Annotated in this window: 11 protein-coding genes; 1 reads left to right on the plus strand and 10 read right to left on the minus strand. The window is 69.1% G+C overall.

Annotated features, from left to right (window positions below; translation table 11 throughout):
• Nucleotides 1-7: 7 nt before the first annotated feature.
• The 7 genes from Y958_RS12960 to Y958_RS12990 all read right to left on the minus strand — a co-directional run bounded on the left by Y958_RS12960 (nt 8) and on the right by Y958_RS12990 (nt 9,896).
• On the minus strand, nt 8-430 hold the full coding sequence (locus Y958_RS12960) for a DsrE family protein (RefSeq protein ID WP_040848097.1): 423 nt from the start codon (nt 428-430) through the stop codon (nt 8-10).
• Nucleotides 427-1,239, minus strand: coding sequence for a HesA/MoeB/ThiF family protein (locus Y958_RS12965; RefSeq protein WP_088872300.1), 813 nt, complete (start codon nt 1,237-1,239; stop codon nt 427-429). The genes Y958_RS12960 and Y958_RS12965 overlap by 4 nt, the downstream gene beginning before the upstream one ends.
• A gap of 200 nt (nt 1,240-1,439) precedes the next feature.
• Entirely contained in the window at nt 1,440-2,411 is a 972-nt protein-coding gene (gene cysK / locus Y958_RS12970) for a cysteine synthase A (RefSeq protein ID WP_040848093.1), read from the minus strand.
• A gap of 15 nt (nt 2,412-2,426) precedes the next feature.
• A complete protein-coding gene (locus tag Y958_RS12975; RefSeq protein WP_004273531.1) occupies nt 2,427-2,882 on the minus strand; it encodes an RrF2 family transcriptional regulator in 456 nt (151 codons plus the stop codon).
• 17 nt (nt 2,883-2,899) lie between these two features.
• A complete protein-coding gene (gene dut / locus Y958_RS12980; protein ID WP_186291189.1) occupies nt 2,900-3,367 on the minus strand; it encodes a dUTP diphosphatase in 468 nt (155 codons plus the stop codon).
• The gene (coaBC, locus tag Y958_RS12985; RefSeq protein WP_088872649.1) at nt 3,367-4,668 is read right to left on the minus strand and encodes a bifunctional phosphopantothenoylcysteine decarboxylase/phosphopantothenate--cysteine ligase CoaBC; all 1,302 of its coding nucleotides are present in this window, start codon (nt 4,666-4,668) and stop codon (nt 3,367-3,369) included. Before coaBC ends, dut begins: the two co-directional genes overlap by 1 nt.
• Nucleotides 4,669-5,036: 368 nt before the next feature.
• Nucleotides 5,037-9,896 carry an NAD-glutamate dehydrogenase gene (locus Y958_RS12990; RefSeq protein ID WP_088872302.1) on the minus strand — a complete coding sequence of 1,620 codons (4,860 nt, stop codon included), beginning with the start codon at nt 9,894-9,896 and terminating at the stop codon, nt 5,037-5,039.
• Nucleotides 9,897-10,178: 282 nt separating this feature from the next.
• Here Y958_RS12990 and Y958_RS12995 point away from each other — a divergent pair, with 282 nt between their 5' ends.
• Nucleotides 10,179-11,294, plus strand: coding sequence for an NUDIX hydrolase (locus Y958_RS12995; RefSeq protein WP_338039039.1), 1,116 nt, complete (start codon nt 10,179-10,181; stop codon nt 11,292-11,294).
• Between the two features lie 266 nt (nt 11,295-11,560).
• Here the strand turns inward: Y958_RS12995 and Y958_RS13000 are convergent, their stop codons facing one another.
• From Y958_RS13000 to Y958_RS13010, 3 genes are all read right to left on the minus strand, one after another.
• Complete coding sequence (locus Y958_RS13000; protein ID WP_040848183.1) at nt 11,561-11,752, minus strand: hypothetical protein; 192 nt, start codon at nt 11,750-11,752, stop codon at nt 11,561-11,563.
• A gap of 151 nt (nt 11,753-11,903) precedes the next feature.
• Nucleotides 11,904-13,295 carry a class I SAM-dependent RNA methyltransferase gene (locus Y958_RS13005; protein WP_145727600.1) on the minus strand — a complete coding sequence of 464 codons (1,392 nt, stop codon included), beginning with the start codon at nt 13,293-13,295 and terminating at the stop codon, nt 11,904-11,906.
• A complete protein-coding gene (locus Y958_RS13010; RefSeq protein ID WP_244909298.1) occupies nt 13,292-13,759 on the minus strand; it encodes an acyl-CoA thioesterase in 468 nt (155 codons plus the stop codon). The genes Y958_RS13005 and Y958_RS13010 overlap by 4 nt, the downstream gene beginning before the upstream one ends.
• Between the last annotated feature and the right edge of the window lie 143 nt (nt 13,760-13,902).

Here is a 13,902-nt window from a genome sequence, read left to right on the forward strand (position 1 = left end):
GGGCGGATCACAGGTGGATAAGATGGGCGCCCGGCGGGGTCGCCTGCAACAGCGTCACCACACCCGCCGTTTCCACCGTCACATCGGGACGCAGGGCCGGCTTGTCCAGGCCCAGCACGCGCCAGCCCATCTCACAGGCCATGACGCGCACCCCCAGGGGATCCAGCGACTCGGCCAGCTCCGCCAGGGTGGCGACATTGGTTTCCGCGAACCGCCGCTCGCGCTCGATGGCGGTGCTGCCGTCGTCCGCCGGGTCCAGGCCGGTCCAGCCGTCGTCCGCCAGCAACAGGCGCAGGGCGCGACCGGTGACGAACAGCAGGGTGGGGCGGCCTATGGCCGCCGCCGCCGTGGCCATGACCAAGGCGTAATGCACCCGGTCGAAGCCGCCCGAGTGCAGCACGATGGAAAGCCCTGGTTGAGTGGTCGTCATGCCGTCTCTTCCCCCGGCCCCTCTTCACCAGGCAGGGCGGTGATAGTCGGGTGGCTGCCACACAGCGGGCAGTCGGGGTCGGGCTTCACCCGCACGGTGCGGAAGGAGGCGCCCAGGCTGTCGTACAGCATCAGGCGGCCGGACAGGCTGTCGCCGATGCCCAGCAGTTCCTTCAAGACCTCCAGCGCCTGCAGGGACCCCACCGTGCCGGCCAGGGCGCCCAGGACCCCGGCCTCGGAACAGGAGGGCACCAGGCCCGGCGGCGGCGGTTCGGGGAAGACGCAGCGGTAGCAGGGATGGGGGTGGCCCTCATGGGCCCTGAAGGTGGAAATCTGGCCGTCGAAGCGCAGCATGGCGGCCGACACCAGGGGGCGCCGCTCGAAATAGCAGGCGTCGTTCAGCAGGAAGCGGGTGGTGAAGTTATCCGACCCGTCGGCCACGATGTCATAGGCCCGGATCAGCTGCCGGACGTTGTCGGGGGCCAGGCGCGTCCTGTGCACCTCCACCACCACGTCGGGGTTGATGGCGCGAATCCGCGCGGCGGCACTGTCCACCTTGGCCTGGCCCAGCGAGGCCATGTCGTGCACCACCTGGCGCTGCAGGTTGGACAGGTCGACCGTGTCGTCGTCGACGATGCCGATGCGTCCCACCCCGGCCGCCGCCAGGTACAGCAGCACGGGCGCGCCCAGGCCGCCGGCGCCCACCACCAGGACGGAACTGGCCAGCAGCCTGGCCTGCCCCTCCCCGCCCACCTCCTTCAGGATGATGTGGCGGGAGTAGCGCTCGATTTGAGAGTCTGTGAAGTCCATATGCGGAGTCTTGAGTTGCCTCAAACGCCGGCGGGGCATCCGCCCCTTGGCTTGTCCTCGATTTTCAGTCCGCCTTCGGCTCCCCGAAAATCTCCGGCGGCCGCAGTCGCGGCCTAGGTAAAACTAAAACCGTGGGACAGGATGTACAGGAAAAAGGGGCCGGCGCTGTGACGGCCCCCCTTAGCGCCGATCCAGGCCTGTCAATCCAGCCCGTCGAACAGGCCGGTGGACAGGTAGCGCTCGGCGAAGCTGGGCAGGATCACGACGATCTGCTTGCCCTCGTTCCCCGGGCGGGCGCCCAGTTCTAAGGCGGCGGCCAGGGCGGCGCCGGAGCTGATGCCGACGGCGACACCTTCCAGCTTGGCCACCTCGCGCGCCGTCTCGAAGGCGCGCTGGTTGGAGATGCGCAGCACCTCATCGATCAGATGGGTGTCCAGGATGTCGGGCACGAAACCGGCGCCGATGCCCTGGATCTTGTGCGGGCCCGGCAGGCCGCCGGACAGCACGGGGCTGTCCTCCGGTTCCACCGCCACGGCCTTGAAGCTGGGCTTGCGCTCTTTGATCACGCTGGCCACACCGGTCAGCGTGCCGCCCGTGCCCACGCCGGAGATCAGGAAATCAACACCGCCGGCAGTGTCGGTCCAGATTTCCTCGGCCGTGGTGCGGCGGTGGATTTCCGGGTTCGCCGGGTTCTTGAACTGCTGCAGGATGTAGGCGTCGCCGGCCTCGGCGGCCAATTCCTCCGCCCTGGCGATGGCGCCCTTCATGCCCTGCGCCGGCGGGGTCAGCACGATCTCGGCGCCCAGCAGCTTCAGCATGCGGCGGCGTTCCACCGACATGCTTTCCGGCATGGTCAGGATCAGGCGGTAGCCCTTGGCCGCAGCCACGAAGGCCAGCGCGATGCCGGTGTTGCCCGAGGTGGGCTCGATCAGCAGGGTGCGGTCGGGGGAGATGCGGCCGTCGGCCTCGGCGGCCTCGATCATGGCCAGGCCGATGCGGTCCTTCACGCTGGACAGCGGATTGAAGAACTCGCACTTGCCGATGATGTCGGCCTTCACGCCGTGGGCGGCGGCCAGGCGCTTCAGGCGCACCAGGGGCGTGGCGCCCACGGTTTCCAGGATGCTGTCGTAAACGCGGCCGCGGAAGGCGGCGGTGGGGGCGGTGTCAGCCATGGTTCGATCCCTTCCTTAGATGCTGAAGTCCAGCTTGTGGGTCGCTTCGCTTTCGATGCCGGCACGGTGGGCGCGCAGGCACAAATCCTCGATGGTGGTCTGGTCCAGGCGGCGCATGCAGTCGTCCTGCAGCTCGGCCCACAGCGGGCGCACCACCTGCCGGCCCAGCTCGGCCCCCACCGCCTCTTCCATGGGATCGGTGGCCTGTTCCAGGGCGCGGACGATGCGCACGATCTCGCCCACCGTGATGCGGCGGCGTTCACGGGCCAGGCGGTAGCCGCCCCGGGGGCCGCGTACGCCAGCCAGTATGCCCGCCCGCACCAGGGCCTGCAGCACCTGTTCCAGGTAACGCTTGGGGATGCCCTGCCGCGCCGTGATCTCACCCGACTGCACGGGTTCGGAACCGGCGTTGTAGGCGATGTCCAGCACCACCTCGATGGCGAACATCAGCTTCTTGGAAATCCGCAGCATCCCTTCTCCCATTTTTATCAGCTCTTGCTGGCGGCGACGCCGGTGGAGCCGAAGCCGCCCGCCCCCCGGGCGGTCTCATCCAGGCTGTCCACCTCTTTCCACTGAGCGCGCTCGTGGCGGGCGATCACCATCTGGGCGATGCGCATGCCGCGCTCGACGGTGAAGGGCTGGTCCCCCAGGTTCACCAGGATGACGCCCACCTCGCCGCGGTAATCGGCATCCACCGTGCCCGGCGCGTTCAGCACCGTGACGCCGTTCTTCAGCGCCAGGCCGGAACGCGGGCGCACCTGCGCCTCGAAGCCCACCGGCAGGGAAATGGCCAGGCCCGTGGGCACCAGCGCGCGGCCCAGGGGCGGGATCACCACCGGGGCCGACACGGCCGCCATCAGGTCCAGGCCGGCGGCCTGGACGGTGGCATAGGCCGGCAGGTCCAGGTCGTGGCCATGGGGCAGACGGGTGACGGCAACGGTAACGGCTTCGGTCATCAAACGGGTTCCGGACTGTTGTTGCTTGTTGAAAGGGCGGTATGGGGCGACAGGGTATCGGCGATGGCCTGGGCCAAGCGTGCCGCCACCTCGGTCTTGGACAGGCGCGGCCAGGTCTCAACGAGAGGGGCTTCGGGCGCCGCACCCCGGCGCAGCAGGTGCACCTGGTTGTCGTCACCGCCGAAGGTGCCGGTTCCCGTCGCCACATCATTGGCGACAATCCAGTCGCAGCCCTTCTTAGCCAGCTTGGCGGCGGCGTAGGCCAGCACGTCGCGCGTCTCGGCGGCGAAGCCCACCACCAGGCGGGGTCGCGCCGGGCCAGCCTGGGACAAGGTGGCCAGGATGTCGGGGTTCTCGGCCAGGGTCAGGGTGGGCGGGCCATCCGGGCCCTTCTTCACCTTGTCGCCCGCGGCCGCCGCCACGCGCCAATCGGCCACGGCGGCGGCGCAGACGGCGATGTCGGCCGGCCCGTCGGGTGCTTGAAGAGCCGCTTGGCTGGCGGCCAGCATCTCGGCGGCCGTCTCCACCCGCACCACGCGCACGCCGGGCGGGTGGGCCAGGGTCACGGGGCCGCTGACCAGGGTCACGTCGGCGCCCAGCGCCGCCAGGGCCGCCGCCACGGCATGGCCCTGCTTGCCCGATGAGCGGTTGGCGATATAGCGCACGGGGTCGATGGGCTCATGGGTGGGCCCGCTGGTCACCACCGCGCGGCGGCCGGTCAAGGGTTTCGGCCCCTGCCGTTCCGAGAAGAAGGCGGCGATGCCGGCCACGATCTCCATGGGTTCCACCATGCGGCCGGAGCCGACCTCGCCGCAGGCCATGTCGCCGGCGGCGGGCCCCAGGCGGCGGATGCCGCGCCCCTCCAGCGTGCGGACGTTGGCCTGGGTGGCCGGGTTGGTCCACATCATGACATTCATGGCCGGCACCACCATCACCGGCTTGTCGGTGGCCAGCAGCGCCGTGGTCGCCAGGTCATTGGCCATGCCGGCGGCCATGCGCGCCAGGATGTCGGCGCTGGCCGGGGCCACCACCACCAGGTCGGCCTCGCGCGACAGGCGGATGTGCCCCATCTCCGACTCGTCGGTCAGGGAAAACAGGTCAGTGTAGACCTTCTCCTCCGACAGGGCGGCCACCGACAGAGGTGTTACGAATTGCTGCGCGCCCTCGGTCAAAACGGCGCGGACGCGAACGCCGCGTTCCTTCAGCCGGCGGATCAGTTCCAGGCACTTGTATGCCGCGATGCCGCCGGAAATCACCAGCAGCAGGCGCTTGCCCTCAAGGACTCTGTAATCCGACGTCACGGACAAAGGTCACCTATGGAAGCGGTTCCCCCAAAGGATATCGGGGAAACGAAACCACGAGCCGGACAATCTTAGCAATGCACGGGCAGGTGATGTGAAATCAATAAATATGGGGTCGCCACGCTTTGCGCAAGCGACAGTTCACCACCACCGCCCACAGTGCAGGCGACGGAGAATCGGGGTTGAAATTCACGGAAAAAGTTCCCCGGCGGGAAGACTTATTCCCTCAATCGCCGGGCGCGGCCATCCGGCCGCTTGGCTTCCTCCCTTTCCAGTCCGCTGACGCTTCCCGGAAAGGTCCGGCGCTCGCACTTGCGAGCTACAGCGGCATGGGGACCAGCCCCATGCCGCTGATAACCGCGAGCCGATCAGCCGGCCGTCAGGCCGCGCAGCTGGCGGGTGGCCACGGCCAGCATGGCCACGTCCAGGTGCGCCACGCCGCGCAGTTCGGCCAGCAGGGACTGGATACGGTCCAGCGGACCGGACTTGGCGGCCAGCCAGCCGTCGATCAAGGCAGTCGCATCGTCGCCCTCGCCCGCAAGCACCCGGGCCGCCAGGCGGCCCTGCAGGCCGTAGAGGTCGTCGATGATGGCGCCCAAGGCCTGGCGCTGCCAGTGGGTGGTGGTCTTCACCGCCTCCGCCCGGCCGCGCAGCCAGTCGAAGCCCAGCCGTTCGCCCAGCGCGAAGTGGACGGCCGCGACCGTCTCCACCCCCCGGTTGGTTTCCACCGCGATCTGGCTGATGTCGGTGGCGGCCCCCAGGGCGGACAGGGCCGCCACGTGATGGGCCAGCTCGGCCGGCACGCCGGCCTGCTCCAGCTCCTCTTTCTTGGCGTCCAGGTCAGCGGCGGCGTCAGGCGACAGGATGTCGGCCAGCGCCTTGGACAGCACCTTCACCGCCGGCCCCAGGCGGGCGATGCCGGCCGCCATGTCCAGGGGATGGGTGCTGTTCAGCAGGGTCCAGGGCACGGCGCGGCGCAGCAGGCGGCGCGTGGCCAGGCCCATGGCCGCCTGGGTGGCCGCCGGAACCTGGTTGTCCAGGGCGTCGATGGCCTTCCACACCGCCGGCAGGCCATAGGCGTCGCGGGCGATATGATAGGCGCGGGCCACGTCGGCCTCGCCCAAACCGGTCTGCTCGACCATTTCGGCCACGAAGCTGGGACCGACGCGGTTCACCATGCTGTTGGTGGCCACGGTGGCGATGATCTCGCGGCGCAGCTGGTGGCCGGCCACGGCCTGCGGATATTGCCGCTGCAGGCTTTCCGGGAAGTACTCCACCAGGTCGGCCGCCATCTTGGCATCATCCGGCAGGTCGGAGTTCAGCAGCTTGTCGTACAGGTCGATCTTGGCATAGGCCAGCAGCACCGCCGTTTCCGGTCGCGTCAGGCCGCGGCGGGCCTGGGCGCGCAGCGACACCTCCTCATCCGTCGGCAGGAACTCGATGGCGCGGTTCAGCTTGCCCGCCTTTTCCATGAGCCGCATGAGGCGGGCCAGGTCGTCCAGCGTGTCCGGCGCCACCGCCTCGTCGATGGAGAGGGCCTGGGTCTGCTGGTAGTTGTCGGCCAGCACCAGTTCCGCCACGTCGTCGGTCATGGTGGCCAGCAGCGCGTCGCGCTGGGGCAGGGTCATGCTGCCCTTGTCCATCACGTCGCGCAGCAGGATCTTGATGTTGACCTCATGATCCGAGGTATCGACGCCGGCGGAGTTGTCGATGGCGTCGGTGTTGAGCCGCACGCCGGCCTGCGCCGCCTCGATACGGCCGCGCTGGGTGAAGCCCAGGTTGGCGCCCTCGCCCACCACCTTGGCGCGGACCTGGCGGCCGTCGATGCGCAGGGCGTCGTTGGCCTTGTCGCCCACCTCGGCGTTGGTCTCACCCCCGGCTTTCACATAGGTGCCGATGCCGCCCAGCCACAGCAGATCCACGTCCGCCTTCAGGATGGCCTGCATCAGCTCGGCCGGGGTCAGGCGCTCCGCCGTGATCCCCAGGGCCGCCCGCACTTCGGGCGACAGCGGGACGGATTTGGCCCCGCGCTCGAAGATGCCGCCCCCCTGGGACAGCTTGGACTTGTCATAGTCCGCCCAGGAGGAGCGCGGCAGGTCGAACATGCGCTTGCGCTCTTCCCAGCTGCTGGCCGCATCCGGGTTGGGGTCCAGGAAGATGTGGCGGTGGTCGAAGGCGGCCACCAGACGGATGTGCTTAGACAACAGCATGCCGTTGCCGAACACGTCGCCCGACATGTCGCCCACGCCCACGACGGTGAAGTCCTGGGTCTGGCAGTCGCGGCCCAGCTCACGGAAGTGGCGCTTCACCGCTTCCCACGCGCCGCGCGCGGTGATGCCCATCTTCTTGTGGTCGTACCCGGCAGAGCCGCCCGAGGCGAAGGCGTCGTCCAGCCAGAAGCCGTAGTCGCGGCTGACCCCGTTGGCGATGTCGGAGAAGGTGGCCGTGCCCTTGTCGGCCGCCACCACCAGGTAGGGGTCATCGCCGTCCAGGCGCACCACGTCCTGGGGCGGCACCACCTGGCCCTTCACCAGGTTATCGGTGATGTCCAGCAGGCCGCGCATCATGGTCTTGTAGCACTCGATGCCTTCGGCCAGCGCCGCCTCGCGGCCGGCGGACGCCGGCGGCGGGTTCTTCACCACGAAGCCGCCCTTGGAGCCCATGGGCACGATGACGGCGTTCTTCACCATCTGCGCCTTGATCAGGCCCAGGATCTCGGTGCGGAAATCCTCCTTGCGGTCGGACCAGCGGATGCCGCCGCGTGCCACCTTGCCGCCGCGCAGGTGCACGGCCTCGACCCGGGGGCTGTAGACCCAGATTTCCACCATGGGCCGGGGCAGCGGCAGGTCATCGATGGACCGGCTGTCCAGCTTGAACGACAGATAGCTCTTGGGCTGGCCGTCGGCGCCCTTCTGAAAGAAGTTGGTGCGCAGGGTGGCGCGGATGAGGTTCAGCATCCGGCGCAGGATGCGGTCCTCATCCAGGTTGGTGACCTGGTCCAGGGCGTGGTCGATCTCCACCACCAGGCCCATGCGCTGGCTGTCCACCTCTTCCCGGCCCAGCTTGGCCAGGATGGCCGGGTCATGGGCCAGGTGGAACAGGCGCACCAGCAGCTTGGTGATGCCCACATGGGCCGCCAGCGTGTCCTCGATGTAGGACTGCGAGAAGTCGAAGCGGGCCTGGCGCAGGTACTTGGCGTAGGCGCGCACCATGGTGACGTCGCGCCAGGCCAAACCGGCCCCCAGCACCAGCTTGTTGAAGCCGTCGGTCTGGGCCTCCCCGGTCCAGACGCGCATGAAGGCGTCCTCGAACGCCTCCTTCACCGCGTCCAGCTCGACGGCCTGGCCGTTGGCCATCTTCATCTCGAAGTCCTGGATCCAGATGGACTTCTCGCGGCCCGGGATGCGCACCTCGTGCGGGCCGCCTTCCGCCAGGATCTTCAGGCCCAGATCCTCCAGCATGGGCAGGGCCTGGGACAGCTGCACCGGCGTGCCGTCGTGATAGACCTTGAAGAACAGCTCGTGCGGCTCGGCCTCCACCGGGCGGTGCAGGTTGAGCGCGATCTGGCCCGTGGCCGCCACCATCTCCAGCCGCTCGATATCCATCACGGCGGCTTCGGGGCTGTAAATCTCGCGGTAGCCCTCGGCCAGGGTCCCGCGGCGGTAGCGGCGGGCCAGCCGCAGCCCGACCTCCTCACCCTTGGCGTCGATCAGGGCCTGCTGCAGGCGTTCGCCCCAGCCGCGCGCCGCCTCGATCAGCGTCTCCTCGACGTCGCGGACGTCGTAGTCCGGCACCTTGCCGGGGGTGGTCTGGATGATGATGTGGGCGCGGGCCAGCGCGCTTTCCGACAGCATCACATGGTATTGCGTCGTCTTGCCCTCGAACGCCGTCTCCAGGATGCCCTGCAGCTTCAGCCGCAGGTCGGTGTCGTAACGATCGCGCGGAACGTAGATCAGGGCGCTGACGAAGCGCTCGAACGGGTCCTTGCGCACGAACAGGGCCACGCGCTGGCGGTCCTGCAGGTGCAGCACGCCCATGGCGATGTCGAACAGCTCGTCATCGCTGGTCTGGAACAGCTCATCCCGGGGATAGGTCTCCAGGATGTGCAGCAGGGCCTTGCCGTCGTGGCTGGACTTGTCGAAGCCCGCCCGCTCCAGCGCCCGGTTCACCTTCTGGCGCAGGTAGGGGATCTCGCGCGCCGTGCGGTTGTAGGCGACCGAGGTGAACAGGCCGACGAACAGCCGCTCGCCGATCTCCACGCCCTGGTCGTCGAACAGCTTCACCATCACGGCGTCCAGCGGCGCCGGGCGGTGGACGGTCGAATCCTTGTTGGCCTTGGTCACCATGATGGCGCGCGGCTGGCGCACGAAGGCGCGCACGTCCGGCGGCAGCTGGGAGAAGTAGCGCAGGCCGTCGAAGACCGAGACCTCGTCATCGCGCAGGATGCCCAGGCCGGCGCCGGCCAGGATGTCCAGCGTGTCCTGGCCGTCCTCCTTGCCGAAGCGGTATTCGCGGACTCCTAAGAAGATGAAGTGGTCGTCATCGATCCAGCGCAGGAAGTCCACGCCCTCCGCCACCTCGGCGGCGTCCAGGGCCTGGCTGCTCTTCCGCGACTCGTCGATGGTTTCGGCCACGCGGCTGCGCATGGCCTCGAAATCCTCCACGGCGGCGCGCACGTCCGCCAGAATGTGCACCAGGCCGGCGCGGACCTTTTCCAGCAGTTCGGGAGATGTCTGCTGGTCGACCTCCACATGCATGAAGCTTTCGGCCTTGGCATCGGCGGGGGCGGCGTGCGGCTCATACAGCTCGACCAGACGGCCCTCGGCGTCGCGCTTCACCTTCACCACCGGGTGGATCACCAGGTGCACCGTCAGGCCGTGGCGGTTCAGTTCCGCCGAGACGCTGTCCACCAGGAAGGGCATGTCGTCGTTGACGATCTCCACCACCGTGTGGGGGGCATGCCAGCCGTCCTGCTCCACCTTGGGATTGCAGACGCGCACCTGGGCTGTGCCGGCCTTGCGCACGGCGCCAAACTGCCACATCGCGACGGCGGCGCCGTACAGCTCATCACTGCTGCTGCGCAGGATGTCGTCAGGGGGCACGTTGGCGTAGAACTGCCGGACGAAACGCTCCGCCGTGGCGGCCTTTTCCCGAGACAGGCGATCCCGCACCTTGGCGGCGATCTGCTCGGTCAGTTCGGATTTGCGCTGTTCTGCTTTGAGCGCCATGGGTCTCTCTCCCGAAGTCGGACCTTCTCTCACGACATGTGGTTGCCACACGGCGGCCGGCCCGTTAATTCGCGGGGCCTACCATAGGCAAATCATGGTGGGGAAACGAAGCGGCATCCTGCGGCCTAGGACAATAAGCAGATTGTCGTCTTTTAACAGGTGCCCGTGAACTTTCTCTTGCTGTCAAAAGCGTCTCGGACAACACATTCTGTCGCGCCCCGGGACGGGCCTCCGCCCCGGGTCCGGAAAAGGTGCCCCGAAAACAGATTTGGCGGGAGACTCGTGACCAGCGCCCAGGCCCCTCAGCCCCAGCCCGGCCAGCAGCCCAACGCACAGCCCATTGGGCAGCCCACGGGCGAGCGCGCGTCCATCGGCCTGACCGCCGTGATCGTGGCGGTGACGCGGGAGGTGCCGCGCGTGCTGGTGGTGCGCCGCCTGACCCATGACCTGGCGACGCCGCAGCAGCAGGCCAGCGGCGACTGGGACGCCCTGCCCTTCGGCCCCTTCGCGCCGGAGCGTCACCGCACCCTGGAACAGGGCCTGCGCCGCTGGGTGACGGAGCTGACGGGCCTGCCCCTGGGCTATGTCGAGCAGCTCTACACCTTCGGCGACCGCTATCGCGACCTGCGCGAGGTGGACGGCGACGCCCGTGTCGTCTCCGTCGGCTACATCGCCCTAACGCGCGAGGCGCCGCTGTCGGGCTCGGGCGCCGCCGAATGGCACGACTGGTACAGCTATTTCCCGTGGGAGGATTGGCGCGACGGCCGGCCGGCCATGATCGCCCGCACCCTGCTGCCGGCGCTGGAGCACTGGGCCGAGCATGATCCGGATTTGGCGGCGGCACGCCGCGACCGGGTGCACACCACCTTCAGCCGTGACGACGACGCCTGGGACTATGAACGGGTGCTGGAGCGGTATGAGCTGCTGTACGAGGCAGGCCTGGTGGCGGAAGCGCCGCGCGACCGCGCCGTGCTGGCCCGCCTGGCGCAGAACGGCAAGCTGCCGGCCGACGTGGCCGGCCTGTGGTCCGGCCCGGTGCAACCCGAGGCGCTGGCCGCCACCGGCATCCCCATGGCCCAGGACAATCGCCGCATCCTGGCGGCGGCGCTGGGGCGGGTGCGGGGCAAGCTGAAATACCGGCCGGTGGTGTTCGACCTGCTGCCACCGCAGTTCACCCTGTTCCAGCTGCAGCGCCTGGTGGAGGCGCTGTCCGGCGTACGCCTGCACAAGCAGAACTTCCGCCGCCTGCTGATCGCCGGTGGCCTGGTGGAACCCACAGGCGCCCTGGAAGTGCGCACCGGCGGCCGCCCGGCGGAACTCTACCGCTTCCGCCGCGAAATCCTGCGCGAACGCGCCGCCGCCGGGGTTGGTCTGCCCACCATACGCATTACCGAGTAATGTTTGTTGGTTCGCCTCGGGCGCCGGCGGGCCATCAGGCGCTTGGCTAATTCTCGTTTTGCAGTCCGCTGCCGCTCCCCGCAAAACTCCGGCGGCCGCAGTCGCGGCCTAGCCCAGTTCCGACACAAGCGACGTGCCACGGAGCGTAGCGACAAGGCCACGACCGTGGCCGCCGCAGCGAGCACCGCAGGGCGCAGCGAGGAAGCCAAGTCCCCGGATGGGGACGCCGGCGCTTGAGGAACACTCAAGAACCGGCGCCTGAGGAACTATTCCAGATAAGCATCCACCTCGGCGGCGGCGCGGTCCAGCGGCCAGTCCAGGCGGTCGATGATCTGTTCGACGGCGGTGTCGGCGTCCAGCGTCCGGCGGCCCAGCCGGTCCAGGATGTCATTCAGCACGTTTTCCTCCGCCACCGTGGCCGGGGCGTAGGACTTCAGGATCTCAAGCGCCTTGCTCATGGGACTGACGGACTCGCTTCTGGATTGCGCCAACGGGGGTGCGGTTATAGCACGTCATCGCCGTCCCCGCACCGCTGCACCGGCCGGCCACGTCACCTTTAGCGCCACTGCGGCAGACGGGTAACGCTGCCCCCATCCATCACGGCATCCGTCACGGCCGGCGGAAGCGGGCCGCGACCTCCAGGTGGGGGGACCACAGGAACTGGTCCACCGGCACCAGGCGCTCCAGGACGTAACCGCCGCCCAGCAGCAGGGCGGCGTCACGGGCGAAGCTGACCGGGTTGCAGGAGATGGCGACCACCACCGGCACGGTGGATGCGGCCAGGGCCGCCGCCTGGGACGCGGCGCCGGCGCGCGGCGGGTCGAAGACCACCGCCTGGCAGGCCGACAATTCCGCCGGGGATAAGGGTTCCTTGAAGAGGTCGCGGCGTTCCACGGTCACGGGATGGGCGCCGCCCGCCGTGCGGGCCGCCGCCTCCAGCGCCGTGATGGCGACTCCATCGCCCTCAACCGCGTGCACCGGCGCCAGAGTGGACAGGGGGAAGGTCAGGGTGCCACTGCCGGCGAACAGGTCGGCTATCCTGGCAGCACCCATCGCCCCCGCCAGGGCCTCGGCCACCAGCGCGGCCTCGCCCTCGGCGCTGGCCTGGAGGAAGGATCCCGCGGCGGGCGATACCGCCACCGGGCCGAAGCGCACCACGCCGGTACGGCGCAGGGCGATGGGCTCCGCCGGCGCGCCCGGCCGCTTGGACCAGGTGAGGCGGGCCAGGTCATGAGCCTCGGCGAAGGCGCCCAGCTTTTCCAGGGCGTTGAGGTCGGGCTGCGGCAGCCCGACCAGCAGGACATCCGGCCCGTCGTCCAGCAGGGTCAGCGCCACGTCCAGCGTATGCTCATCCGGCAGCAGCTCCAGCAGCAGGGCGCGCAGGGGGGGGACCAGCGCCATGAGGCGCGGCGCCAGCACGGCGCATTCCTCGATATCCACCAGGCGATGGCTGGCGCGCTCATTGAAGCCCAGCCACAGACGGCGGCCCCGGCGCGCGGCCGCCAGCACGGCGCGCCGGCGGGCATGGGGCGGCGTGCGCACCAGCGGGGCCATGGGCAAATCGGTGACGCCGGCGCGGCTGAGCGCGTGGCGCAGCTGCTCGACCTTCCAGGCGCCGTAGGTGTCGGCATCCATATGCTGCAGGGTGCAGCCGCCGCAGATGCCGAAGTGGCGGCAGGCGGGGTCGGCGCGGCCCGGTCCCTCGGCCAGCAGCGATACCGGCTCCACCAGCCAGCCCTCGCCCCGCTGCTGGGCGAAGCGCACCATCAGCCGGTCACCCACCAGGGTCTGGGGCACGAACAGGCGATGGTTCGGCCCATAGGTCTCCTGCCAGTGGGCGACACCGTCGCCAAGGGCGCCCACGCTTTCCACCGTGATCTCGATGGGGCCGCTGGTGGGCGGCTCCACCGGCGGACGGGCGGCGGGGCGGCGGGACTGGTGGCGGCCGGCGGAAGGTTTGCCGCGCGCAGGGGTGGGCCCGGGGGAGGAACGGCGGCTCACAGCAGGGTCTCCATGACGGGGCGCAGGTCATCGGGGATGGGCGTGGGGCGGTGGCTGTCGACATCCACCAGAACGGAGACGGACAGGGCGGTGGCGTGGCAATGGCCGCCAACGAACAGGCCGCTGCCCGTCGTCCACGACGTGCGGCCCAGGCGCACCAGGCGGGTGCCGATGCGCACAGCGTTGGGGTATGCGATCTCCGCCAGATAATCGATGGTGATCTTGCGCATCACGATGGCATGGCGGTCGAAAGCCACCCGGCCGCGCAGGGCCTGGTGCAACGCCACGCGGCCCGATTCGAAATAGACCCCGAAGGCGTTGTTGTTGACATGGCCCACCGGGTCCAGGTCATTGAAACGCACATGCTCATCCGTCCAGAAACGATAGCTGCCGGCGTCTGCCAGGTCGAAGGGCGGGGCGGCCGCGTCGCTGGAGGCAGACGGAAACGGGGTCGGGACGGACACGGGCGTTAAGTTCCTGTGACGGGGCGGGGTTAGCCCCAGGGATTAGGGGTATGGAACCGGTTTTGGCAAGCAGGGCGGCGTGACGACACCCGGCAAGGGTGCTATAGCTGCCCATCATCTGATCCATACACCCCTATTATCAC

The sequence above is a fragment of the Nitrospirillum viridazoti CBAmc genome, from assembly GCF_000730165.1.
Lineage (GTDB): Bacteria > Pseudomonadota > Alphaproteobacteria > Azospirillales > Azospirillaceae > Nitrospirillum > Nitrospirillum viridazoti.